The following is a 24,572-nucleotide window of genomic DNA, read 5'->3' as shown; positions in this document are numbered from 1 at the left end:
CCAGTTTTGGTTGATAGCCCAGTTGGTGTCTGCATTCAATATGAAGGCACTTCTGTCCGACTTCAGGGAACAAATCCGCAAGATACGATGTATCCAGAGCATGAGTCTGAAAGATGGCTGCTACGCCAATGCGCATGCCGAATCCCTCTGGGCAACAAGTAAAAAGGAAGTTCTGCCAAGGATTCCCGAAGATATCGACGATGCCGAAAGGCAACTGTTCGATTACACAGAAACATTTTGTAATCTGAAACGAGCGCATTCATTGTTATCCTTCCTCAGCTCTATCCAATTCGAGAAAAGAGCTTTTCCTGCCCATCATAAAACTTTTACGACTTCTATCCAATTTTATGAAATCCTTCCAGTTTTCAGGGTGCTCTGTTATGAATTTAGCCTTCTTGTTTTGACGATGAACCAAAATGTTTTCAAGCGTTCTGCAGAACTTATAGAACAGGGGTTAAGTCCGGAATATAAGGCAATGCCGTGCGAGTTGGGGATTGGGATTCTTTGACGACCGGAGAAGCTTTTTTCTTAGATGGCGCTTTTACATTTTGAGGTGATGGGAGCGTCGATTTGGAAATCACTTTCGGAGAAGGTGGGGGTGGTACTGGTGTTGTCTTTACCGATTGGGTGGGGTCGGAAGAGGTACACGAAAACATTAATGACACGTAGATAATCAATGAAATATAGGTATGTGTTTTTATTGCCATGATGACTGATTAGTGTTATCAAAAATTGGAATCATCCGTTGTGAGGAGATCGAAGCAAGAGTCGGAATTCAAGTCCAATCCTCTATTAGTTTTTATGATAATTTGTTTGGAGTTAGCATCATATGAATGAATAACGGCTTTTTCCAAAGCAGACTGTTGCCCCCCGCTTATTTTGGTGTAAAGAGAAACAAAGTCTCCGTTTTTTAACAAATGCGGACCCTTGAGCACGAATTGATAGATATAAGAATCTCCGTCCTGTTTAAGCAGGCGTCCATGTTTAAGTTGGGGATAGCCGATGCGGAAAATGAGCTTACCCCCTTCAGTTCGGATACTTCGGGATACTTTTCCCTCCATGTCTTTTATGCAGGCGTTCATGCAGGCATCTTCATGGAATCCATTCCCTTGTCCGGAAACGGATACCGTAGTCGTCGCCAAAATGGCATTGGAAGCCAGTTCTATTATCTTCAGGCTCATGTTCAGACTCCAGTGTCCGTAGTATACGGTTTGCCCGGTAAATGATGAGGTTCTGGAATTGATTTGAAAATCCCCGCCTTCGGGCTGAATATCAAAAACGAAGTCAGCAGCTTTCAGTTGCTTGGACTTGATTTTTTCCGCAGAGGCAATTTCGTCATGTTTTAACATGTCACGTTCCGCAGACATTGTTTGATTGCCACGTTCCAAGAGGACAAATTCTTGGGATGTGCCAAATGCCTCATGGAAGGGCGTCGTAATACTTTGTGATAAAGAGGAAGCAACTTGTTGAGGGAAGCCAAATTGCCGGATTTTTCCGCTAAGTTCTTCGGCAGAGCTCATCACTAAGGATATCTTATCTTTGAATATATCCTTATGGGGGGCATACATCTTAGCACGCACGGAAACCTCCCATTCCTTTTCTTCCGTTTGTTTTTCAGATAAAACTTCAAAAGAAAGGATATCGGGGTTATGTTGATCCGTGGCCACTTCCAGTCTGAGGTGCCCTCCACCGGGATGTTTTACATTCAACAAGATGTCTTTTTTGGAGATACGGTCTCCGTACATCTGAGCCTTAGCCAGAGCCAAGGCTTGGCGGATAGCGCCCTCTTTCCTGTATCCATATCCGGTAGAGGTTATTTCCCGTATTTCCGGTTGCTGTTTAATCAGAGGAGCGGTCGCGTTCTGTTCCCGGCCTTTACACCAAGGCCAGATGAACCAAGCCGCTAAACCGAGCAGAAGAACGGCCGCGACGGCGATGAAGATAGATTGCTTATTCATGATGATTAATTGCTTTTGATTAAGTTTTTCGCTTTTAACTTAGCCAGGATTTCATCTGCTGCCAATGGCGTCAGGCCGGAAAGAACTCTCTTTTTGGCTTGCAGCTGGTCTGGGGCTTTTGCCTTCTGAGTTTGGGGAGAAAGAGCCGCTACCAAACGAGGGAATTTACCGGTCATTTTGTAAATCTTTCCACTCACCGTCGCTTCTATCACCCACATATTGGTAGCTTCATCGATTCTGGGAGTACCCATATCAAGGGTACCGACAACCACATATTGGACGGAGGGCACATCGGTGCGGAGACTGGTAATGATGCTTCTCCATGTCTTAGCAGGGATAACGTTTCCTCCCCCGTAAGCTTCATCAAGCAGGGCGCTGGTGTCCAACATGGCGCCATCAATAATTTCCTCAAATCCCTTTTCGGCAAAACGGGCAGTGAGTGCCGTGCCAAATTCTTCACGGGCCGGCGGATCCAGACGATAGGTAATTTGATCTGCCGTCACCACAGTAGAGGCGCCGGTTGTCTTAGTTTCCCGTTCAACAACAGAGGCATCGGATTGGACCGCTGTATCAGCGATGGCTCCTGCCTCCGAGGCTTCTTTAGATTTTTTCAGGTTATTTGTTTGGATAACCGTCTGGCCTTGTTTTTGCAACGCCGCCGCATTTCTTGCGGTGAAAAAGACAGCTATATCCACTGATTCCAGCTGAACGTTCGCTTGAACAGGCTGTGTTCTTTGCAAAAGATCCTTCATACGATCTTCGTCAATGACGGCAGAAAAAGTAACTGTAACTTCATCCTTTTTCTCATTGAGGGATTGGTTGTTGGTTACCTGGGTACAAATAGCTAAAATGTCATTAACGATGTGCGGTTTTCTCTCATTATAAAGTTGTCGTATGGCTGATGGCTGGGTGCTGATCATCTGCTCGATGGCATGAATGGCCGCAAAACGTTGCGCTTCATGAGCCGCATTATTTTTTCCCTCTGGCGAGGCAGTGGGAAAAACCACGGAATGAGAGCCTGTCAGGGGTAAGTCTTTTGCTTGGGTGACTAAGGAACAGGCCACTAAAAAAATAAGTAAAATAGCTTTCATATGTTTGGTATTCAGTAGATTAATTGTTTAATTAACAGATGTTTGTTGGATAATGGGGTTGGTTTTTTTTCTCTTTTTCAGCGTAATAGCAGCGGAACGGAGCATTTTGATGGTGGCGTCTTCATAATTGATCCAAGAGGATTCCAGCTTGATGTCTGTGGGGTAAGTAGAACTCACTGCATCCTTAAATTTTATCATGATGATTTCCCGGTCCCCTTGTTTAAGGCGTAAGCCGCAGAAGGCAACGAAAGCTAGTTGTTTTTGGAATTTGTTACTTTGCATGGTATGGGTAAGAAAGCCGGGGAAAACGACTTCCAGCGTGTAGTCCGGCTTTTTCAGTAAGAAATCCTTACCGGTCGGCTCCGGGTTACCGGACTCCTTCTCATGAGCCACGTTGTCTTTCAGGGCTTCATCCATCACTCGGCCGGTATCCTTAATCCGTTCGCTCATAACGTAGAAAATTTTATCTCCTCCGCCCGACCAAGGAAGTATGGGAACCTTGACAGCGGAATAGAAGGAAGAAGAGACCAAAGAAGACAGATAAGCCATGTAGCTTCTTTCTCCCGCAGCTTTGTAGTTTGTGGGGATTTTTTCCAATGCTCCCTTGTCGACTCGTATTTTGTCAATGCCCAGAGTCTTTGTGGCCATTAAGGAAGAGTAAGGGGCCTTACATAATTTGATGAACTCCGGAATGAGCTTCTTTTCGTAGAGGTGGTGAAGCAGGGCGTTTTTTTTGCTCTGAGAGGCTCTCCCCGGTACGGCATCAATGGCAACAACTCGTCCCGGAATAGTGGCTAAAATCCTTCTGTCTTTAAAATTACAGATAACGAGGTCGAACCCGATTTCCGCAAGGATTTTTGAGTAAGCGCTTCCTGTTCCCGCTTCATATTGGGATTCAACATGTTCATAGTTCAACGCGCAGGCGAATACAACGGAATCGGAGGTAACGGAGTTAGAGAAATCGGCTTCCGGGTCTTCCGGCATATAGTCGAGTATCCGGCGACCGTCCTTTTTACGCTCCTTCAGTAGACCAGCGTGCATGGCCTTATGCAGATTGCTGATGTTGTCTTTCCCTACTTCTTTTGAAGTAGAGGGACCATAAACATAACCAATAGGAAATTGCTTTTTGGTCGTATTCTGTTTGATTGCTGAATAAAACCATATCCCGGCAAATTCCGCGCAGGGACGGGCCGTGTTTTCCTTTTCTCCCAATGAGGTGGAAACGCCAAATGAAATTAGGAATAACAGAAGAAATCGTAGAGGGGTGTTCATGGGGAGAAAGCGGGGGAATTATTCTATCAATGCCTTGCTCTACATAAAGGACAAGGCATTGATAGAATGAATATGTATTGTTTTTGCTATACTCAGAAAGAGAAGTCCATGGAAGGCAGAGAGGCCGGGATGGTCTTCATCGGCGGCAGTTTGATTTCCAGCTTTTTGTTTACCTCATCCTGTAAGGCAGTCGTGTCTTTCATCAACTTGTAATCTTTAGGTAGGGAGGTTACGAAGTAGACAATCGGACGGAATTGGGTGGCCAAGATCGCCTTCTGCGCGGAACTCGCGCTCTTCATCAATTTGCTTAACTTAAGACCAAGCTCCGTATTGGAGGCAGCCAGCTTGCCTTCTTCTATCAACGCCTTATTTAAAGTTTGGCGACTTTGCCTCCAAAGGTTGAGCTTCAGCTCATTCTTGCTTTGAAGTTCGACGGCTTTTTTGTTGATCATTTTCTGCCTTCCCGCCATGGATTCCATGATGGAGGTCAAAGCGGAAGCATCGTTGGGATTGGATTTCAGATTATTGATTTGAGCTTCAATTTTAGCAGCATCTTCTCGGTTTCCGAGGGCGTTCAAAGCCTGTTGCTGAGACTCCAGCAACATGATAGTCGCCTTTGAATGTTTGGCGGTCAGTTTGTCTTGGGCCGCCGTCAAGTCATTAACACCGGGTAGGGAATCCACATTGACTCCTGCCAACTTGGCAAACCCAGGCATGCTGGAACAGGATCCCAAAAACAAGGGGACTACCGTAGAGATCACTAAAGCACATATAGTAATAGATGGTTTCATAATGATTTGTTAATTAGATTGTTGTTGGCGCAGCTGGTCGGAGTATCTCTACACGGGTTCTATACGAAGAATGGCTACGAGAGACTTTCTCAGCTATTGGCGTTAATATATCTCCCAAAGAGATTTTTGTAAACATTAAATATCGTAAAAAGATAATTTACTTGAGATTGTTCTTGTGGCATACTCCTCTCATGAAGACGCATGGAACAGGCGTTCGGTCTGCGAAGGAGTTTGAAAAATGGATGATGGACAATGGATTGAGTTATTCAAGCATTGCGTTTGCCTGTGGAGTTTCGGAGCGTACGGTACGTCAATGGATATCTCAAAAAGGTATTCCCGAGAGATTTTCCCATTGCCTCAAGAGCATGGTTGAGTCCTCCAGAAAGACAGTTTCCTTCATTGAAGGAAACAGGGAAGACGGTCTCAAGTTCGAACTATCTCTGGAGGATCATGCAAAATTGTCCCGCAAAGCCCTGGAATCCGGTTGTTCCCTTGAGGAACTCGTTGCCCGTCATCTCCATTCCATCCTCTAATAGATACTTCATGTCTCCAACAGAGATGCTTGTTGCCTTGTCTTTTCCGGGAATTGTGATAAAATCCCTTCCATGAAACAAGAGGGGGATCAATCCATATTCAAGATGGGAGTTAAACGATGGCTCAAAGAGCAAAATCTTGATTACAAATGGATGGCTGACCAATGCGGAGTTTCTGAAATTACTGTTCGCAATTGGATGTCCCAGAAGATAATTCCCCCATTGAAGCAACAGCTGATTGAACGGGTGATGGTTCAGATGCCAGCCGCGCAACCGACATCATCTCCCAATTCCATTCCCGATATTCAGGTAGACGTTTCCTTGTCTCTGTCGGTTAAACTTTCCCCTGAACTTTACAAGCAGCTTGAAGCCAAGGCGTCCCAGCAGGGGATATCCTTGGGAGACATGGTGGCTCGGTCCATTTCCTCTCTTATCAACGAACAACCGGAGTTCCCCCATTCCTCGAAAACGCGTAAAGTCGTTCTTCCTCTCCAGTCTTGAATATTTTCATCAAGCGGTATTAGATTGTGGGGAAAACAATTGACTGTCATGGAGCTTTGTTGTGTATAAAGCCCATGTTTCGCGACATGGTGGATTCATGATCGGAGCTGCATACCAACAAGGAATATTTGTCTAGGTAATATCCTCTGAAGGGCAAATTCTCTTCACTCAAAAAGGAAAACTGCTGAGATGTTCTTCTGAAGTCGTTTCCTTTCTCAAGGGAAACGCCCTCTTTATTTGTGACCATCAGGGAAGCACGCTATCCACCCATCGCTATACGGATGACGAGCCAGACAAAGCCGGTTCATCGAAAAGCATCCTCTTTTGTTTCCTGTTTGGATGTTTGATCAAAAGGAGACTTATACCAATTATATCAATTCCTGGGTAGGCTATCAAATGGGGAATACATTTAATCTAGGGGCACCATGCCTTTGGCCGTACCCTGTATGGCTGGGAATAGGGGGGATGGATGTAGAAATGAAAAAGGGAGGAATCAGCAATGATTCCTCCCTTGGTGAGGGAGTTTAACCTCTTAATAATCTTCCATCATCAAAAATACTTTCAAAAGAATTAAACTTGGGTTCCTGTTTTTCTTACCCGTTTGCAGCATATTTGATGATTAAAGGGAATTGTCGGGATTGCCGAATCTCTTTACTCGCTTAATTCGGTGATGTCGGTTTCAGGTTTCGGGTAGCCTTTGTCGGCAATCCATTTTTTCGTTTCCGCCGCCATTTCGGGGGTGACGTTAAAGTCGTACTGGGCATAGTCGCCGATGTGGAATTTTCCGGGCTTGAAGAATCCCCATTTCTCAAAGAAGTCCGTCAGGTCGGTTTTTGTGACGTCACAGCATGCCTTGACGAATTCGAACTGGTATTTGACGGTCTCGTTTCCTCCGTAGTTTCCCGCGTTGTTGCGCAGGTACTCCATGACGTCAGGATAGAAGTCGGGGTGTCCGTTTTTGGTAAAGTAAAGATGGAGCTGCCACAGGGGAACCAGCTTGTTGAAAACATCCTTGGATTGCAGGTAGGCGATTTCCCCTCCGATGATTTCCTTGCGCGCTTTGTCGTAGCTGCCCTGGCGCTTCAGGCGGCTTTCATTGCCTGTTTTGGCTGCGGCCTGCAGGGAAAAGATGTTGTTGCTGACTTCCGTCATGCCGCCCCAGGTCATCGGGCGCATTTGCATGACGTGTCCTACTTCGTGGGAGAATCCCCAGCAGGCATCGCCCTTGAGAACGTTTTCGGGGTCGGTTACCATGCGCATTGTCCCGTCGTTTCCGAGGTAGGCGACTCCGTCTCCGTCGCGGAACATGTAGTAGTTGAAGTTCACGCGGGCCAGGACACGGTTTTCCGGGATTTTGCCGTATTTATCCAGGCCCATCAGCTGGTATTGGATGCCGATGAGCTTGTCGTAGGCGTTGATGAGTTCGGTTCCGCGGTCTTTGGTGAATTTTTTCAGGAATTCTACGGGGTAGGCAACCTGGATGGATTTTCCCCGGGCATCCATGATTGGAGAGACGGCCTGGTCAAGCAGGCGAACCCAGTCCTTGTTGGTGTCGCCCCGGGTTGTGTCAAAGTAACCGTTGGCTTTGCCGGTTACGAAATGGACGGGGATTTTCGGCGCCTTGCCGGCGTCTTCGGTGAAATAGCTTATATAGGCGTTGGCGGGCGTTTCCACGTCAATGATGTTGATTCCTTCCTTGAGAGGAATCTGCTTTTTGTGCAATCCCCAGCCGTTGGGGTCTTTTGTGGGCTGCACTCCTTCGGCCGGCTTGCGCATCAGGTTTGGCAGCAGGAGGCTGATTTCCTGCCCCTCCGTCTTGCCGACCAGGACAACATGCCGCCCCTTTTCCAGATAGACGCCCGTCATATTGTCGTATTTGCTGAATCCGTCGCCGATTCTGAGATTTTTCCCCGTCTGGCGCGGTGAGGGGAGGGCCCGGTATTCGGCATACAGGTAGTCCGGCTTGTAATGGCCCGCCAGGATTTTGGCCGCGAGTTCCTTCATCGCGTCAGACTGGAAGGCGGAAGTGTCTTTGACATCCGGCTTCAGGGAGGTGCAGGAGGAGTCTTTGAACAGTTTGAGGTCGTTGCCGATGTGTTCCGGCGTGTTGGCGGCAAATGCCGCTGCGAGCGACAGCAGGGGCAGGGATAGTAATGGAAGGATTCGGTTCATGACAGTACGGGAAGCAGGTGGTTCCGTGATGTTACAAGATACAGGTTCCGTTTTCTTCTTCTTTCACCATTTTTCTCTTGATGAATAATAGGCAGGCAGTTTGTCCGGAAAAAGGACGGGCGGTTGATGTGTGGAATGGCTTTGGCATTGAGGCAGGGATTTTTTTCAGCCGATTCACGTTTCCGGATATTTCCCGGTTCCGGCGGGCGCTTTTCCGGATTGCCGTATCCGGATGAGGACGTTCTCTGCTGCCGTGCTTGAGCTTTGGGCCGAAGCCTTCCGGCGTTTCCCGGCGGCGGTATCGCGTTTCTGCCGCGTGTTTCTCTTTATGTCCCTTTTTCTCTGGTCTTGGCGCACATGCATGACATGGTTGTTGTACGGAGGGGGAAAATGGAATAAGGTGAAGAGGATGATGAATTCCGTATTCAAGTGTTTGATGAGTGCCGTATGCGCCGTGGCATTGCCGGCGTTCGGGCAGGAAGAGAAAACCGGTTTCCCTACGGACAGGGCTGTGACCGTATTCAGCGCCGGGGAGGGTAATCCCTATGCGTCCATCCGCATTCCCGCCCTGCTCAGTATCGGCAAGGGCCAGCTCCTGGCATTCGCCGAAGGGCGGTATAAAAATACCGACCAGGGGGAGAACGATATTATCATGAGCGTCAGCAAGAATGGCGGGAAGACCTGGTCCCGTCCCCGGGCGATTGCCAAGGCCCATGGCGCCACATTTAATAATCCGTGCCCTGTTTATGACGCCAAAACCAGGACCGTGACTGTCGTGTTCCAGCGTTACCCTGCCGGGGTCAAGGAGCGGCAGCCCAATATCCCGGACGGATGGGATGATGAAAAGTGCATCCGCAATTTCATGATTCAGAGCAGGAACGGAGGTTCTTCCTGGACGAAGCCGCAGGAGATTACGAAGACGACCAAGCGTCCTTCCGGAGTGGATATTATGGCGTCCGGCCCGAATGCGGGAACTCAGCTGAAGAGCGGCGCCCACAAGGGCCGTCTGGTGATTCCGATGAATGAAGGGCCGTTCGGCAAGTGGGTGATTTCCTGCATTTACAGCGATGACGGCGGCAAGAGCTGGAAGCTGAGTCAGCCGACTGCCAATATGAAGGGCATGGTGAATGAGACGTCCATTGCGGAAACGGATAACGGCGGCGTGGTGATGGTTGCGCGCCATTGGGGCGCTGGCAAATGCCGCCGCATCGCGTGGTCCCGGGATGGCGGGGAGACCTGGGGACAGGTGGAGGACGCTCCTGAGCTGTTTTGCGACAGTACCCAGAATTCCCTGATGACGTATTCCCTGAGCGACCAGCCCGCCTACGGCGGCAAAAGCCGCATTCTGTTTTCCGGGCCCAGCGCGGGACGGCGCATTAAGGGACAGGTGGCTATGAGCTATGACAACGGCAAAACCTGGCCGGTGAAGAAACTGCTGGGCGAGGGAGGTTTTGCCTATTCCAGCCTCGCCATGGTGGAACCCGGCGTCGTCGGGGTGCTTTATGAGGAGAACCAGGAGCATATTAAAAAGCTGAAGTTTGTTCCTATTACCATTGAATGGCTGACGGACGGGAAGGATGCGGGGCTTGCTCCCGGTAAAAAAGCTCCTGTTCTCAAATAGAGGAAAGCCGGCCAATACGTTTTCCCCTCCCGGAGGTGTTTCCGGGGGGGGATTGAATGCTTTCTTCTGTAGCGGAGCGTTATGGAAGAAGGAAGGTCAGGTCTTGTTGCTTGATGGACTCAAGGGCAGGAGGGCGTACTGATGGAGTGACCGGGGTATAACTCCGGGAGGATGAGTCTGTTGGAAATACGGCGATGTGCCAGTAAGGCTTCAATCATCCGGATAAGCCTGCGCGTTGTTTTTTCTGCAGGGGCGCGGTAGGAAGTAATGGGGGGAGTGACATGGTTCAGGTAAGGTTCGTGAACCAGGCTGAGCAGACTTATTTCCCCCGGGATGTTTTTAGCCATGGCGGCCGCCCAGGAGATGATGGATATCAGCATTCTGCTTCGGGTGGAAATTAAGGCGGTGATACCCGTATTCTCCAGATAAATCCGGTTGAGTTCTTGGGTTGCCCTGATGGCATCCGACGGCATGCGGATGACACAGGGGGTCCAATGTTCCCCCTGGAAGGAGAGGAACCCCTGTTCCATGAGTTTATTGCCTCTCAGCTTGGAATCCGGGATGCAGAGCGCGATCCGACGGTGCCCTTTCTGGTACAGGTAGCCTGCCGCGTGGCTGGCCAGCACTTCCCAATGCGTATCCAGATACGGCAGATTGGAGGAAGGGTAGGAAACTCCCCGGACCAGGCAGGGGAGGCCTTTCCGCTTAAACCACAGCTGTATTTCTTCCGTGGCGCGGTAGAGTATCCAGCAGCAGCCTGGATATTCTGTTTCCAGTTTTTCCAGCCGCGTGCCAGGATTTTTTTTTCTTCCCACGCAGCTTCAACCAGTTGAAGAGCAATACCTTCTTCTCTCAGCGCCTTTTCCAGTTGATAGAGTTCCACCCAAATGCTTTGGGGGATGTCCCGGATAGGAACGGAGGAGAGGAAGCAAACGCGTTTTTCCAGCAGGGGCAGAGACTGCACAGGGCTTGTAGAAGTCCTGATGATTTTTCTGGCCCTGTTTTTATCCGGAGCCGCCAGGAAGCCTTCTTCCTGCAGCTGCGCGAGGGCTTTCCGGATGGTTCCCCTGCCGGCGGCGAGCGCTTTGCTTAGTTCCCGTTCCCCGGGCATGACGTTTGTAAATTGCCCGGACCGGAGGCGGTGCTTTAATTTGGCAACGGTTCTTGACTGGGCCGTTTCCCCGGGGCATGTATTATTCATGGGGGGAATCATACTTTCTGCTCGTGTTTGGTGGCAAGCGGTTCTGCCGGTTGTGTTTTTCCCGTTCCGTATTTTCCGGGGCGGGGAGGTAATTATTTCCGGGAACGTTTCAGAAGGCGATTAACGGAGTCCGGATCATTGGGGTCAAAAACGGTTTCTCCCGCTCCTGTGTCATTTTTGATTTTGGGGTACTTGTTCCCCGCGTATTGCCTGACCATGCTGTCCGTGTCGCTGATTTTGAATCTGACGGAGAGGATGTATGGCAATTCCCCTTTGTCAAAGTGTCCGTAGGTAGTGCATACCAGGGTATGGTCCGGCAATAGTTCGGCAGCCGGGTAGGCGCAGTCCCATCCGTTGCGGTTGTCCTTAAAACGGATTTTATATGAGCCTTCCGTGCCATTTTTCAGGTCTTCCCACCGGCCTATCCATCCCACCCAGTCCCCTTCCGTCGGGCTGGCGGCCTGCCCTTTCTTCCTGGTCGGGGGAGCATCCCTGAATTGAACCAGCAGTCTTCCGTCAGGCAGGGGAAGAATCTGGTGGCGGTCTCCGCACAGGGCTGCCGGCAGTTCTTTGGGGGGAGTCCATGTTTTGCCTTCATCTCCGGAAAACATGATCTGGGAGTTATGGTGCCTGCTGTTTTCCCGTAACAGCAGCGCGATTGTTTTTCCGTCCGGGCTGCGGACAAAACCTCCCTCACACAGGTGCATGTCCCTTGTCCCCGGGAAAATGACTCGGGGGGAGGTCCAGGTCAGTCCTCCGTCTTCCGTAAAGGTGACATATTGTTCAATGGTGTGAAACTCTCCATGTTCGTCTTTGCCCCGGGCATTGGCATGGTAGGAGGCCATATAATGCCCTTTTCCCGTTTTTAGAGGAATCAGGTCGCTCATGACAACAATGCCTCCGGCCTGGTTGGGAATGGGGGTCAGTTCGGACCATGTTGTCCCGTTGTCTTCACTGACCGCCATCCGGTTTCTGGGGGCTGTGTTTCTGTTTCCTCCCTGAATGCCGCTGAAAAGCAGAATGCGGCGCTTTCCCCGGGAATCTTCCGTTTCATATAGTGTGGGTACTTCCCTGCTGGTTTTCCATGATTCTGGAACCGGCAGCCTTTCGCTCCATGTTTTGCCTCCGTCCGTGGATTTTTTCAGGATGATTTCCCCGGAGCCGTGCCCTTTAGGATAAACGCACAGAATGGTTTTTCCGTCTTTCAGCAATAGCGTCGTTGGATGTCCCAGGTATTTTCCTTTTTCCTTGTCAATGACTACCTGGGCTTCTGTCCATTGATCCAGATCAACGATCGGGAGGCCGCTCCGGATGAACGCTGTGGAAGGGGAATGGTCCGGTACGGTGGCCTGCGCCGGAAGGTATGACGCCAGGAGCAACGCTGCCAGGGATGATAGGTGCAGATTCATGGGAAATGGATGTTGTGATTAAAGGGTGGGAGATTTGCGGCGTCTGAAGGGCAGAAGCGCCATGCCAAATGCAAGCAGCAATGCGCTTGCCGGTTCCGGTACGGACGATGTATGAATTTGAAGACCTGTGGGAACCATGTTATCGTTACGGGCAATAAAGTCCTTTTGCCAATTGGAGCCGACTAAAGCGAGCTGGTTGACAGACGGCCCCGTTCCGGCTGCGTTATCCATGGAATTGTCGATGCGCCGGGAACCGTTGATGGAGAAGAAATCGTTGTCCCAGCAGTCTCCTATGCTGATGGTGGACAGATCCGTTTCAGTAAACATGGCGTAATAAGTAGTGCCTGTATTTAAAATTGGCCCGTTGCTAAAAGTCCATGTTCCGGAAGCATAGTTTCCAGTAGAAATGGTATTGTCCGATTTGCCGATAATGGTTTGGATATCGCCTGAATGTTGCACGATGAGCAGGCCTATTCCGTTTTTTCTGGCCTCTCTCAAATTGAAATCAATGGATGTTAGACGAACTTCTGCATCCATTGGCTGGGAATGCGGCGTGCTGGTCGTGATAAGCCTTGACCCTGCTTCTCCCAGGCAGAAAGACCATCCGGTGCACAGGTACTGGGATGTGGGGGAGAGATCGGGGGTGGCGCTTGTCCATGTAGTAGCCGCGATTCCCGTGGAAGCCATGCTTCCGGTCAGAATGATGGCGGCAAGTGAATAATGAATAGCCATAACGGAACCAATATCACAGGGCGGAGGCTCCCGGCTCAAGGATATTCAAGAAGGCTTGAAATAAGACCGTTTTTTAATTAAAAAGAACAGGTATATGGTTTATGGTAAATATGTTTTGTATAGACTCCATGTTTGAAAGAACCATTTTCCCAAAGCCGGTGAAACAGGGTGTATCCCATTTCATACGGGTTCATAAAAAATTATTGCCTTGATCGGAAACGCCGGACAGATATTCTGCGAAGCATCCGTTGCCCTTGGAGCTTTTCCCATTTGGGAAGGCCGGTGAGCGGAAGGTGATTCCCCGTTTCAATATATGTCCTGGATTTATCTGGTGTTGGCCGGTCTCTGCGAGATCGGATGGCCTCTGGGTTTCAAACTTTCTCAAACGCCCGGCACAGGGCCCGGCAAATTCGCCGCCTGCATCGCCTGCTCCGTTTTCAGCATGGTTCTGAGCGGTTTTCTTTTGTGGCTTGCCCAGCGGAACATTCCCATCGGCACCGCTTATGCGGTGTGGACCGGCATTGGCGCGTTGGGCACGTTCCTGGTTGGTATTCTGTGGTTCGGGGATTCTTCCAATATCTGGCGCATGCTGGCGGCATCCTTCCTGCTGATAGGCATTATCGGGCTGAAGTTAGCCCCCGGGCATTGATGTGGTCTTTGGAATCCTTGCCGGGTTCCGGGAAAAGCCGTCTCCGCAGCTTTCCGGATAGGAGGTCTCAGTAGTGGGAGATGGCTTTTTCCCACACGGTCCCGCAGGCGTCGGAAGGCATGCGCCAGTCCCCGCGCGGGGAAAGGGAAATGGTGCCCACCTTGGGGCCGTCCGGCATGCAGCTGCGCTTGAATTGCTGACGGAAGAAACGGCGGATGAAGATGCCGAGGCAGCGGCAGATGAAGTCCGGCTGAAATTCGCCGCGAAAGGCATGTTCCGCCAGGTGCAGGATTTTATCCGGTTCCGCACCGTATTTAATGAAGTGGAAGAGGAAAAAGTCGTGCAGGTCGTAAGGCCCAAGCACATCTTCCGTTTTCTGCTCAATGGTGCCGTCGTCCGACGGCGGCAGGAGTTCCGGGCTGACGGGAGTGTTGTTGATGTCCGTGAGGGTAGCTGCCAGTTCCGGGGATGATTCTTCCGCGATGTGTTCAATGAGGCAGCGTATCAGCGTCTTCGGAATGGAGCAGTTGACCGCGTACATGGACATGTGGTCCCCATTGTAGGTGCTCCATCCCAGGGCAATTTCCGACAAGTCCCCTGTTCCCACGACCAGCCCCCCGGTTTTATTGGCCAAATCCATCAGAATTTGCGTGCGTTCGCGGGCCTGGACGTTTTCATAAGTGGTGGTTCGTTCGGCAGGGTCGTGCCCGATGTCGGCGAAGTGCCGGAGGCAGCATTCCGAGATGGGGATTTCCCGAAGTTCCACGCCCAGAAGGCGGCACATGGTTACGGCATTGTCATGGGTTCTGTCCGTGGTGCCGAAACCGGGCATTGTCACGGCCAGAATGTCCGAGGCCGGGCGCTTCAGCGCACGGCAGGCGCGGGAGCAGATGAGCAGAGCCAGCGTGGAGTCCAGCCCGCCGGAGATGCCGATGACGAGCCGTTGCGCGCGGGTATGTTCCATTCTTTTGGCCAGACCTGCCGTTTGGATGGAGATGATTTCCTCACACCGTTCCCGGCGGCGGGACGGAGAAGGCAGAAAGGGCCGTGCCGGGTTGAAAGCGTATTCCAGGCCGGGCGCTCCGGGAACCTGTTCCGGCAGGGCCAGATGCAGGGCATTCCCGGCAGGGAAAAGGGATTTGCTGTCATTGAAGGAGCTTTCAGAGAGGCGCGCCGCCTCCAGCCGTTCAAAATCCACGTCCGCAAAGATGAGGGTGCTTTCCCTGCAGAACCGTTCCCCCTCCGCTGCTGGCCTGCCGTTGTCCGCAATGAGGGAATGGCCGCCGAATACGGTGTCCGTGGTGGATTCATGCACACCTGCGGAGGAAAGGACATAGGCACAGAGGCATCTGCCGCTCTGCTGTCTGACCAGTTCCCTCCTGTATGCGGCCTTACCGGTGAGTTCCGTTCCTGCGGAAGGGTTGAGAATGGCTCTGGCTCCCAGAAGAGCCAGTTTGGAACTGGGAGGAATGACGCTCCACAGGTCTTCGCATATTTCCACGCCAAAACTGAAGGGGGAAGATTCTTCATGAAAAACGATTTCCGTCCCGAACGGGATATGCATCCCATTGACTGTGACTTCCTTCACCCCTGTACCCAATTCCCTGCCGGAGGTGAATTGACGTTTTTCATAGAATTCCCGGTAGTTGGGGAGCACGGTTTTGGGCACCAGAGCCAGAATGCGGCCGGACTGCACTACCGCCGCCGTATTATACAGAGCGTCTTCATGAAGGAAGGGCAGGCCCACCACGGCAATCGTGCCGGAGCCTTCCGTGGCTTCCGTAAAGCGGAGCAGGCCGTTCAGGGCTGCTTTCCTCAGGTTCGGCTGGAAGAAAAGATCTCCGCAGGAATAGCCCGTAATGCACAGTTCCGGGAAAACGACGGATGCCGCCTGCTGTTCTGCGGCTTTCCGGAATTCCTCCGTAAGTTGGTCGACATTGTAGTCCACTTCAGCCACGCGAAGCTGGGGGACGGAGGAGGCAAGTCTGTAATATCCGAACATGGGCGGAGCAGTCTGAAAAATGGAACCCGCAGATGTTCCTTTTTCCGGTAGTCAGGACGCAATCCGGGAAAGGCGGGCCTGAGCCGGATACTAAAAGTTCATGAAAGACTTGTAAAGCCATCTGTAGGGACTGCTCCGCCCATGTTGCCGGGGAAGGGGCAAGGAACGCAATTTTTCCCGCATGCCTTTCTGCATGACGGTCACCGGGCAAATCAGTTTTTTCCCGGGATCCCGCAGCATGGCGGCTTTTCTTGAGCCGGGTACGGCATTGAGGCTGGAACAGCGGGAGAAAAGGAGTAAACCATACCCTGAAAACTAATGAATAATACTGACCGATTTACTGGAAAAGCCCGGGCTTATGCCCAGGGCAGGCCCGATTATCCCGCCTCCGTTGTTGGGCTTCTGACGCGGGAGAGCCGCCGGGAGAATCCCCGTCTGGCGGATATAGGTTCCGGAACGGGCATTCTTTCCCGCGCCATGCTGGAGCGCGGCTGGACCGTGTATGGCGTGGAGCCCAATGATGACATGCGGAAGGAAGCGGAGAAGAGGCTGTCCGCTTTTCCCCGTTTTCATTCCGTGGCGGGAACGGCGGAGCGGACCGGGCTTCCCGGAGCTTCGGTGGATCTGGTGACGGCGGCGCAGTCATTCCACTGGTTTGACACCGCCGCGTTCAAGAGGGAGTGCCGCCGTATTCTGTTCGGAGGAGGCAAGGTAGCCCTGATTTGGAACTCCAGGGTGGAAGACAGCCCCGTTGTCCGGGAGGAAGGAAATATCCACCGTCTTTACTGTCCGTGTTTTTATGGATTCAGCGGAGGGCTGGAGAAGTTGACGGACAGCATTGGAGCGTTTTTCAACCACCGTTTCCAGGTATTCCGCTTTCCAAATGATTTGTCCTACACGCGGGAGCAGTATCTCCGCCGCATGATGTCCACCTCCTATGCCTTGACGGAGGGCGGGGAAGAGCGGTCCTCCTGGCTGGGCGCCCTGGAAAAGCTGTTTGACCGGTTTGAAACGGAGGGGCGCGTTACGGTTCCGAATGAAACTGTGGTGTATCTGGGGAAGTGCTGAGGATGCGGCGTTCATGCATGGACTCCGGAAAAGGAAAAGCCTCTTTCGGTTCAGGAACTGAAGATGATGACGGCAAGGACGGCAATGATTGCCAGAACGACAACGATGGCGGTAATATAGCCGGGTTTGTGGACATCAAGAGTCCACTCCTTTTTGAGATGGGAAAGATCCTCCCCTGCCGCATAGCGTGAAAAAAGGTCATGGAGCCGGGAGTAGCCCAGGTCTTTGGGCGTCATGTAAAGCTCCCTGTCCTTTCCGCCGGCAAACGAAATTTCGCAATGGTAATTATCCGGACTATTGCAGATGGCCTGGAGGAATTCGTCACCACGGCTGCAGATAATGAAAGCTTCCGTGTTATTTTTAATGCCGGACAGGGCTTGATCCCGCGTTTCACAGGGCTCTCCGGAAAGTTCCCAAACGATGGAGGGGCGGAATGAAGGCTCATGGAATAAAAAAGTCGGAAAATATGGCAGAGAATTATTTTTCCTGCCGCCAGTAAAAACTATCCTTTCTTCTTCCTGGGCGGAAGGTGTTTCCTGGCTCAATACTCCGGAGAATACTGGGAGCGCTTGCGGGTTGGGGCATTCAATGGCTGTTTTTCCGCTTATCATTCCGGTTTTGCATGGGGTCCTTCCGTCGGGGTGTTCCCTTCGCATTTTCCCGGCCATGCAGGCTGACGTTTTCGTTCCCCTGGAATAATCATTCCACGGCTTCAGGCATGGCTATTTTCTCTCGCTATTCTTGCTTTATTAAGGCAGGCCATCCATGTTACGATTATTTACTGCCATGATGCATCAGACTTTTTCCCAAGAGCCTTTTCTGGTTTCCGGATTGCATGGGGACCAGATTCTGGGCGCCCGCAGTAACCAACAGGATTCTTTCTCCATTCTGGCTGGAGAGGACGCATTGGTACTGGTGCTGGCGGACGGCATGGGTGGGTATACCGGCGGAGAGTTGGCCAGCCGCGCGGCGGTGGAAGGCTGTTCGCGGGCTTTTGAGCGGAAATCCGGTTTGCCCGGAGAGAGAATGAAAGCTGCAGTGACTGCCGCAAATGAACAGGTATGGTCCGCCCGGAAGAAAAGAGGGGAGGATGACGAGATGGGGACGACGCTGGTAGCAGCCTGGATAGGGGCGGATGGGCTGAGGTGGGTCAGCGTGGGGGACTCCCTTCTGCTGCTTATCCGGGAAGAGAAAATGTTTCTGCTTAATGAGCTGCACCAGTATTCCGCGGAATTGGAGCGCATGGCGGATGAAGGGATCATCAGCCGGGAGGAGGCTTTGAGCCATCCTGCCCGCCATTCCCTGACTTCTGCCCTGATGGGGAAGGAAGTTCCTTTGGTGGATTTGCGGGAGGAATGCTTTCCCTTATTTCCGGGGGACCGTGTTTTGGTCGCCAGTGACGGAGTGGGGCCTTATCTGGATTCCCTGGGGCCGGCAGGGATGCGGTATTTGTCCATGCTTTCCGCGGAAGAACTGGTGCGTTCCGTGCTGAACGGCATTAACCGCGACGGTGCGCCCAACCAGGATAATGCCACATTGATTTGCGCGGAGATAGCAAGGGCTTGATCTGCATTAGTGCGGCAAAGAGGTAGTCTGTGGACGGGCGATTTTTGAAATTCACATCCTCCGTCTGCCGGACGATGAATAAAACCCCGCATGCCTGAAACGCATGCGGGGTTTTATTAAAATAGCCGGGGTATTTCCCGTTCAGGAATGGTATTCCTGGAGGGAACGGGGTGATACCTTCACGTGCTGGGCGGAGCGGATGCCCTCCACCGTGGCTCTGGCGGCTGCGATGGTAGTCATGTACGGAATTTTCTTCTGAATGGACTGCATGCGGATGAAGGAGTCGTCAATCATACTGGTGCGGTCCACTGGAGTGTTGATAATCAGGTCGATTTGCTTGTTGGTGATCATGTCGCCCAGATTCGGACGGCCTTCATGCAGCTTGTTGACTACTTCCGTTTCCACGCCCTGGCCGCGCAGGTATTCTGCGGTGCCGCCGGTGGAGACAATGGTAAAGCCCAGGGAAATCAGGTCTCGGGCGATGGGTTCGATGAACTTCTTATCCCGGTCGGAAACCGTGACGAGCACCTTGCCGGCGGTAGGCAGAATGCAGCCCGCAGCTTCCTGGGCCTTGTAATAGGCCATGCCGAAGTTGTCCGCAATGCCCATGACTTCACCCGTGGCGCGCATTTCTGGCCCCAGTACGGGGTCCACTTCCGGGAACATGTTGAAGGGGAAGACGGCTTCCTTCACGCCGATGAAACGGCAGGCGCGCGACTTCAGGCCCAGCTCCTTGAGTTTCTTGCCCAGCATGATTTCCGTGGCGTAGCGCGCCAGGGAGATTCCCGTTACCTTGGAGACGATAGGCACCGTGCGGGAGGCGCGGGGATTGGCCTCAATGATGTAAACCTCATCATTGCAAATGGCGAACTGCACGTTCAGAATGCCCTTTACCTGGAAGTCCTGGGCAATTTTGGCGGCATGTTCCTCAATGGTGCGGATGTGCTTGGGAGCGATTGTCACGGGGGGGATGGCGCAGGCGGAGTCGCCGGAATGGATGCCGGCCAGCTCAATGTGTTCCATGACCGTGGCTACAAAAGTATCCGTGCCGTCGGCCAGAGCGTCCACTTCCGCCTCAATGGCGTTGTCCAGAAAACGATCGATCAGCATGGGATATTCCGGGCTGACCTGGATGGCCTCCACGCCGTAGCGCTTCAGGTTTTCTTCATCGTAAATGACTTCCATGCCGCGGCCGCCCAGCACGAAGGAGGGGCGCACCATGACCGGGTAGCCAATGCGGCGCCCCAGTTCCACAGCTTCCTCCAGGGAACGGGCCGTGCCGCTTTCCGGCTGGCGGATATTCAGGGCGATCATACGTTCACGGAAATATTCGCGGTCTTCCGCCAGACGGATGCCTTCCGGCTGGGTTCCCATGATTTTCACGCCGGCGTCTTTGAGGGCCTGGGCGATGTTAAGCGGGGTCTGGCCTCCGAACTGGACGATGACGCCTTCCGGCTTTTCCTTTTCGTAAATAGCCAGCACGTCTTCCACGGTCACGGGTTCAAAGTACAGCTTGTTGGCCGTGTCAAAGTCCGTAGAAACCGTTTCCGGGTTGCAGTTCACCATGATGGATTCATACCCGTGGTCGCGCAGGGTGAAGGCGGCATGCACGCAGGTATAGTCGAATTCGATGCCCTGGCCGATGCGGTTGGGACCGCCACCCAAAATCATGATTTTCTTCTTGTCGTTCACGGGAACTTCGTCCGCCGCGCCGCTGTAAGTGGAGTAGTAGTATTCCGCGTGTTCCACGCCGCTGACGGGCACGATGCGGAAGGTGGCCGTGATGCCGTCTTTCTGCCGGCGGGCGCGGACGGCCTTTTCCGGCACCCCGAAAATCTGGGCCAGGTATTTGTCGGAAAAGCCCATTTCCTTGGCCTGGCGCAGGGTTTCCGCGGAAAGGGAATCCCAGTCCTGCCCATCCAGGGAAAAGTCAAAGTCCGCCAGTTCCTTCATCTGTTCAATGAAATACGGAGTGATGCGGGTCAGCTTCACGATTTCCTCCACGGCTGCGCCGCGGCGCAGGAGTTCATAAATCTGGAAGAAGCGTTCGCTGTTGCCGTACGTGATTTTTTCACGCAATTCCGGGGTGGAGAGGGCTTCCAGTTTTTTCACGCGGCCCAGGCCGGCGCGTCCGATTTCCAGAGAGCGCACGGCTTTCTGAAAAGCTTCTTTGAAGTTCTGCCCGATGCTCATTACTTCGCCCACGGCTTTCATCTGGGTGCCCAGTTTGTCGGCCGCCTTGGGGAATTTTTCAAAGGCCCAGCGTGCGAACTTCACGACTACATAGTCTCCGTAAGGTTCGTATTTTTCCAGGGAGCCTTTGCGCCAGTAGGGAAGTTCGTCCATCGTGACGCCGGAAGCCAGCTTGGTGGAGACGGAGGCGATAGGGAAGCCGGTGGCCTTGGAAGCCAGGGCGGAGGAACGGGATGTACGGGGGTTGATTTCAATAACGATGATGCGGTTGTCCTCCCGGTTGTGGGCGAACTGCACGTTTGTGCCTCCCGTGACGCCGATGGCGTCCAGAATGCGGTAGGAATAATCCTGAAGCTTATCCTGCACTTTCTGCGGAACGGTCAGCATGGGAGCCACGCAGAAGCTGTCCCCGGTGTGCACGCCCATGGGATCCACGTTCTCAATAAAGCAGACGGTAATCTTCTGTCCCTTGGCGTCACGGACGACTTCCAGTTCCAGTTCCTCCCATCCCAGCACGCATTCTTCCACCAGCACCTGGTTGATAAGGGAGGCGGCCAGGCCGCGGGGGACTACCTGGCGCAGTTCCTCCACGTTGTAAACGATGCCGCCGCCCGTGCCGCCCATGGTGTAGGCGGGGCGCAGCACGACGGGGTAGCCCAGTTCAGCGGCCACCTTTTCAGCTTCCTCCACGGAATAGACGGGTTCGGACTTGGCGACCGGCACGCCGATCCTGTCCATGGTTTCCTTGAAAATGATGCGGTCTTCGCCGCGGGCGATGGCTTCCAGATCCACGCCGATGACTTCCACTCCGTACTGTTTCAGGATGCCTTCCTCATGCAGCTTGGAAGCCAGGTTCAGGGCCGTCTGGCCGCCCAGGTTGGGCAGCAGGGCATCCGGGCGTTCCTTCTCAATCACGGCCGTGATGCGGTCCACGGTCAGAGGCTCAATGTAGGTGTGGTCCGCCATGCCGGGGTCCGTCATGATAGTGGCGGGGTTGGAATTCACCAGAACGACGTCGTAACCTTCGGCGCGGAGGGCCTTGCAGGCCTGGGTGCCGGAGTAGTCGAACTCGCAGGCCTGGCCGATGATGATGGGGCCTGAGCCGATAATGAGGATTTTGCGGATATCTTCGCGTTTTGCCATGGTATGATGCCTCTATGTGGTCCGTGGTGGTTAAAAATAAATGCCGGAAACAAGGTCCGCCCAAGGTGCGTTGCCTCTCCGCTCCGCATACCCGGCGCGTGACCTGACGCACAGTACGGGACGCCGGGCGATAAGTCCAGACAAAACAACAGGAATTCCGGGGAAAAGGCTATGGCCTTCTTTCCTTTTCGTACAGTGCCGCACGCAATCCGCCCTTGATATTTTCCACCGTCCGTATACCCTGCGGAGCAAGGATGAGGAACGCCCTGACATTGATTTGCTGTCTTGGATTGCTGTGCTCCGCAGCATCGGCTGCGGACCTTTCTTCCACGGGGCGGGGGAGCGCCGTGCCTTCGGGGGAGGCTTCCTGGTACCAGGCCCTGCGGACCGGACTTTCCCAATTCCGGAACGGCGGCGGCTACGAAACCAGCAGGGAAGCCATGCAGGCCCTTGCGGAGAAAGCCTGCCGCTGGGACCCCCGCACGCGCCGTCCCGTTTTTCTTCTCCGTAACGCCACGCCCTCCTTCTGTTCCTCCGCCTGCTACCTGCTCCTTTTGAAATCCCTGCAGATATGGGACTCTGCACAGCCGCGGCCCGTTATTTCCGAACGCGCGTGGCTGGCCCTCATCCCCCGCTTCGGCCAGCATGACGGGGAAGGGCCGTGGGGATGGGCGAACGCCAATGGCCCCGGCCTGGCCGTCCTGGTGCACAGGCTAGGAGCCGGCATCAACTTTGAGGACTGGAGGAAGGCCCGCCCCGGCGACTTCATGAAAATTTTCTGGACGGACCGCATCGGGCGCCGGGAATCCGGCCATCTGACCGTCCTGGTGAAGGATGGAGGGGACCAGGTAACGTTCTGGTCTTCCAACATTCCGGACGGTTACGGAGTCAGGACGGTGCCCAAATCCCGGATCAGGCGCGTCATTTTCACGCGCATCACCAGGCCGGAACGGTTCAACCTGGCCCCCTCCGTGGGAAGTCACCCGTGGCTGTCCTCCCTGCTCCGGCAGGAAGTGGGCATGAAGGAAGTGCGCAGGCATTCCGGCATGCAGAACCCCTGACCGTTTCCCGTAGTGAAAAAATGCTCCTTCCCTCCTTCCGTCACCCCGGACTGTTCCGTGCTGGTGCTCGGTTCCCTGCCGGGAGACGAATCCCTGCGTCAGGCCCAGTATTACGCCCATCCCCGCAACGCGTTCTGGAAAATCATGGGGTCCCTTCTGGGGTTCGATCCCTCCCTGCCATATGGGGAACGCCTGTCTCTGCTCAACCGGGGCGGGGTGGGGCTGTGGGATGTGGTGGCCTCCGGCGTCAGGCCCGGCAGCCTGGACCAGCACATCTCCCAGGAACAGCCCAATGACATTGCGGCCCTGCTGGATAGCTTCCCGGGCATCGGCGTGGTCTGCTGCAACGGCACCGCTTCCCATAAATACCTTAAACGGTATTTTCCCGAACTGTTCCTTCGGGAAACGCTTTCCGTCATTCAAATGCCTTCCACCAGTCCGGCGGCGGCGCGGCTGACGTATGAGCAGAAATTCCGCGCCTATGAGGAAATCATGGCGCCCCTGCTCCGGAAGGAAAGGGAAGAATACTGACCTTCTGCGCCTTTTCCAATGCCGTGCGCGGCCCGACGGTAACAGGCGGGGGTGTTCGGTCAGCAGGACCCGACGGCCGCCAGCAGGTGGACATCCAGGGCCAGGGCTTCGTGAATATTGAAATTCAAATCATCACGGAGCCTGTTGAGGGCCTCCATGCGCTTCAGCAATTCGTTCACGGGCATCTGGGCGGCCAGCGTGCGCACCTCCGGATGAATCGGAGTGACTTCCGGGGCTCCTGAGGCAATCAGGGCTGCCTGGCCGAACCAGCTGATGAGCAATTCCAGGGCCTGATTGCGCTGTTCCAGGTATTCCGTCTCTATCTGGGCGGCGTTCGCGTCCTTATTGCGGGCCTCCCAGTCGGAGGCGTCCGTACCCTGGGCCGCTTCCCTGGCTTCATCTTTCAGAGCCTGGTTCAGGTTTTTGGTGATGGCGGCCTTGGCTTCCGCCATGACTTCCATGAACCTGCTGCGGAAGGCCAGAGCGGCCAGGTCATTATTCAGATTGCGGCAGGTCTCCAGCCAGTGCGGGAGCAGGGCCTCCTGAATGGGGGTGAGCCTGAATTCCCCGGATTGCAGCAGATTGACGCGCACGCAGCGGGAAATAATCGTCTGAAGGAGCTGGTCCGGCTGGGAGGTGGACAAAATGAGCAGGCACTGTCCGGGCGGTTCCTCCAGGGTTTTCAGGAAAGCGTTGGCGGCCTCGTCATTCATCCGCTCCGCATCCATGAACACGGCTATCTTCCATTTCCCCTCTGCCGCGCGCTGTTGCAAAAAGGGTTCCACGGCGCGGATATCATCCCGCAGGATGCGGCGCGACTTGGACTTGGGGCGCACCAGCCGGCAATACTCGTCCCTCACACTGTCCAGGTGGTCTGCCCGGATGCCGTTCATTAGCTCCAGCAATTGCAGGATCAGGCGGGAGGCTCCCTGGTGCTCGTCTCCCACGATGAGCAGGGCATGAGGAAGCCGGTTGCGGGAGAAGGCGGTGCGCAGCAGGTCGAACGCTTGGGATGCCGTAAATGCCATATGCTCCTATGAAAGCATTTCGTTGCGTCAGGGCAACAGAAAAGATTGGT

General features: G+C 53.4%; 22 protein-coding genes. 10 read left to right on the top strand and 12 right to left on the bottom strand.

Annotated features, from left to right (window positions below):
• Window positions 1-100 precede the first annotated feature (100 nt).
• Entirely contained in the window at window positions 101-508 is a 408-nt protein-coding gene (locus BHW66_RS07850; RefSeq protein WP_217730206.1) for a hypothetical protein, read from the top strand.
• A 217-nt stretch (window positions 509-725) separates the two neighbouring features.
• On the opposite strand, the gene BHW66_RS07845 is transcribed toward BHW66_RS07850, so the two are convergent.
• The 4 genes from BHW66_RS07845 to BHW66_RS07830 form a co-directional block, all read right to left on the bottom strand.
• Entirely contained in the window at window positions 726-1,958 is a 1,233-nt protein-coding gene (locus tag BHW66_RS07845; protein WP_217730205.1) for a hypothetical protein, read from the bottom strand.
• 5 nt (window positions 1,959-1,963) lie between these two features.
• A complete protein-coding gene (locus BHW66_RS07840) occupies window positions 1,964-3,049 on the bottom strand; it encodes a hypothetical protein (RefSeq protein WP_217730203.1) in 1,086 nt (361 codons plus the stop codon).
• Window positions 3,050-3,076: 27 nt separating this feature from the next.
• Complete coding sequence (locus tag BHW66_RS07835; RefSeq protein ID WP_217730201.1) at window positions 3,077-4,321, bottom strand: hypothetical protein; 1,245 nt, start codon at window positions 4,319-4,321, stop codon at window positions 3,077-3,079.
• Window positions 4,322-4,413: 92 nt separating this feature from the next.
• Window positions 4,414-5,037 carry a hypothetical protein gene (locus BHW66_RS07830; protein ID WP_217730200.1) on the bottom strand — a complete coding sequence of 208 codons (624 nt, stop codon included), beginning with the start codon at window positions 5,035-5,037 and terminating at the stop codon, window positions 4,414-4,416.
• Window positions 5,038-5,477: 440 nt separating this feature from the next.
• Here BHW66_RS07830 and BHW66_RS07825 point away from each other — a divergent pair, with 440 nt between their 5' ends.
• Complete coding sequence (locus tag BHW66_RS07825) at window positions 5,478-5,645, top strand: hypothetical protein (protein ID WP_164917391.1); 168 nt, start codon at window positions 5,478-5,480, stop codon at window positions 5,643-5,645.
• A gap of 72 nt (window positions 5,646-5,717) precedes the next feature.
• Window positions 5,718-6,146 (top strand): hypothetical protein, encoded by a 429-nt coding sequence (locus tag BHW66_RS07820; protein ID WP_046436578.1) that lies wholly within the window; start codon window positions 5,718-5,720, stop codon window positions 6,144-6,146.
• Window positions 6,147-6,797: 651 nt separating this feature from the next.
• On the opposite strand, the gene BHW66_RS07815 is transcribed toward BHW66_RS07820, so the two are convergent.
• Window positions 6,798-8,318: a M60 family metallopeptidase gene (locus tag BHW66_RS07815; RefSeq protein ID WP_253822230.1), complete on the bottom strand. Its 1,521-nt coding sequence runs from the start codon at window positions 8,316-8,318 to the stop codon at window positions 6,798-6,800.
• A gap of 409 nt (window positions 8,319-8,727) precedes the next feature.
• On the opposite strand from BHW66_RS07815, the gene BHW66_RS07810 reads away from it, so the two are divergent.
• On the top strand, window positions 8,728-9,939 hold the full coding sequence (locus BHW66_RS07810; protein WP_046436584.1) for a sialidase family protein: 1,212 nt from the start codon (window positions 8,728-8,730) through the stop codon (window positions 9,937-9,939).
• A gap of 119 nt (window positions 9,940-10,058) precedes the next feature.
• Here BHW66_RS07810 and BHW66_RS07805 read toward each other — a convergent pair whose 3' ends face one another.
• Window positions 10,059-10,754, bottom strand: coding sequence for a substrate-binding domain-containing protein (locus tag BHW66_RS07805; RefSeq protein ID WP_046436586.1), 696 nt, complete (start codon window positions 10,752-10,754; stop codon window positions 10,059-10,061).
• A 14-nt stretch (window positions 10,755-10,768) separates the two neighbouring features.
• On the opposite strand from BHW66_RS07805, the gene BHW66_RS07800 reads away from it, so the two are divergent.
• Window positions 10,769-11,032 carry a hypothetical protein gene (locus BHW66_RS07800; RefSeq protein ID WP_237970154.1) on the top strand — a complete coding sequence of 88 codons (264 nt, stop codon included), beginning with the start codon at window positions 10,769-10,771 and terminating at the stop codon, window positions 11,030-11,032.
• Window positions 11,033-11,232: 200 nt separating this feature from the next.
• On the opposite strand, the gene BHW66_RS07795 is transcribed toward BHW66_RS07800, so the two are convergent.
• Both BHW66_RS07795 and BHW66_RS07790 read right to left on the bottom strand, forming a co-directional pair.
• Window positions 11,233-12,549: a sialidase family protein gene (locus BHW66_RS07795; RefSeq protein WP_046436590.1), complete on the bottom strand. Its 1,317-nt coding sequence runs from the start codon at window positions 12,547-12,549 to the stop codon at window positions 11,233-11,235.
• An 18-nt stretch (window positions 12,550-12,567) separates the two neighbouring features.
• On the bottom strand, window positions 12,568-13,281 hold the full coding sequence (locus BHW66_RS07790; protein WP_215833637.1) for a PEP-CTERM sorting domain-containing protein: 714 nt from the start codon (window positions 13,279-13,281) through the stop codon (window positions 12,568-12,570).
• Window positions 13,282-13,594: 313 nt separating this feature from the next.
• On the opposite strand from BHW66_RS07790, the gene BHW66_RS07785 reads away from it, so the two are divergent.
• Window positions 13,595-13,930, top strand: coding sequence for a multidrug efflux SMR transporter (locus BHW66_RS07785; protein ID WP_012419673.1), 336 nt, complete (start codon window positions 13,595-13,597; stop codon window positions 13,928-13,930).
• A gap of 67 nt (window positions 13,931-13,997) precedes the next feature.
• Here the strand turns inward: BHW66_RS07785 and BHW66_RS07780 are convergent, their stop codons facing one another.
• Window positions 13,998-15,932, bottom strand: a complete 1,935-nt coding sequence (locus BHW66_RS07780; protein ID WP_286688991.1) for an NAD(+) synthase — start codon at window positions 15,930-15,932, stop codon at window positions 13,998-14,000.
• Between the two features lie 318 nt (window positions 15,933-16,250).
• Between BHW66_RS07780 and BHW66_RS07775 the strand changes: the two genes are divergently transcribed.
• Complete coding sequence (locus tag BHW66_RS07775) at window positions 16,251-17,000, top strand: class I SAM-dependent methyltransferase (RefSeq protein ID WP_215439520.1); 750 nt, start codon at window positions 16,251-16,253, stop codon at window positions 16,998-17,000.
• A 50-nt stretch (window positions 17,001-17,050) separates the two neighbouring features.
• On the opposite strand, the gene BHW66_RS07770 is transcribed toward BHW66_RS07775, so the two are convergent.
• Window positions 17,051-17,236: a hypothetical protein gene (locus BHW66_RS07770; RefSeq protein WP_146018529.1), complete on the bottom strand. Its 186-nt coding sequence runs from the start codon at window positions 17,234-17,236 to the stop codon at window positions 17,051-17,053.
• Window positions 17,237-17,765: 529 nt separating this feature from the next.
• Between BHW66_RS07770 and BHW66_RS07765 the strand changes: the two genes are divergently transcribed.
• Window positions 17,766-18,566 (top strand): protein phosphatase 2C domain-containing protein, encoded by an 801-nt coding sequence (locus tag BHW66_RS07765; RefSeq protein WP_286688990.1) that lies wholly within the window; start codon window positions 17,766-17,768, stop codon window positions 18,564-18,566.
• A gap of 141 nt (window positions 18,567-18,707) precedes the next feature.
• Here BHW66_RS07765 and carB read toward each other — a convergent pair whose 3' ends face one another.
• Window positions 18,708-21,902, bottom strand: a complete 3,195-nt coding sequence (gene carB, locus BHW66_RS07760; protein WP_182916478.1) for a carbamoyl-phosphate synthase large subunit — start codon at window positions 21,900-21,902, stop codon at window positions 18,708-18,710.
• 254 nt (window positions 21,903-22,156) lie between these two features.
• Between carB and BHW66_RS07755 the strand changes: the two genes are divergently transcribed.
• Together BHW66_RS07755 and BHW66_RS07750 are read left to right on the top strand one after the other, a co-directional pair.
• Window positions 22,157-22,963: a hypothetical protein gene (locus BHW66_RS07755; RefSeq protein ID WP_182916477.1), complete on the top strand. Its 807-nt coding sequence runs from the start codon at window positions 22,157-22,159 to the stop codon at window positions 22,961-22,963.
• Between the two features lie 12 nt (window positions 22,964-22,975).
• Window positions 22,976-23,494, top strand: a complete 519-nt coding sequence (locus tag BHW66_RS07750) for a DNA-deoxyinosine glycosylase (RefSeq protein WP_253822232.1) — start codon at window positions 22,976-22,978, stop codon at window positions 23,492-23,494.
• 59 nt (window positions 23,495-23,553) lie between these two features.
• Here the strand turns inward: BHW66_RS07750 and BHW66_RS07745 are convergent, their stop codons facing one another.
• On the bottom strand, window positions 23,554-24,522 hold the full coding sequence (locus BHW66_RS07745; RefSeq protein WP_102733735.1) for a DNA polymerase III subunit delta': 969 nt from the start codon (window positions 24,520-24,522) through the stop codon (window positions 23,554-23,556).
• Window positions 24,523-24,572: the final 50 nt, after the last annotated feature.

The sequence above is a fragment of the Akkermansia sp. 54_46 genome, assembly GCF_001917295.1.
Classification (GTDB): domain Bacteria; phylum Verrucomicrobiota; class Verrucomicrobiia; order Verrucomicrobiales; family Akkermansiaceae; genus Akkermansia; species Akkermansia muciniphila.
This window is presented reverse-complemented; position numbering and strand designations above follow the sequence as displayed.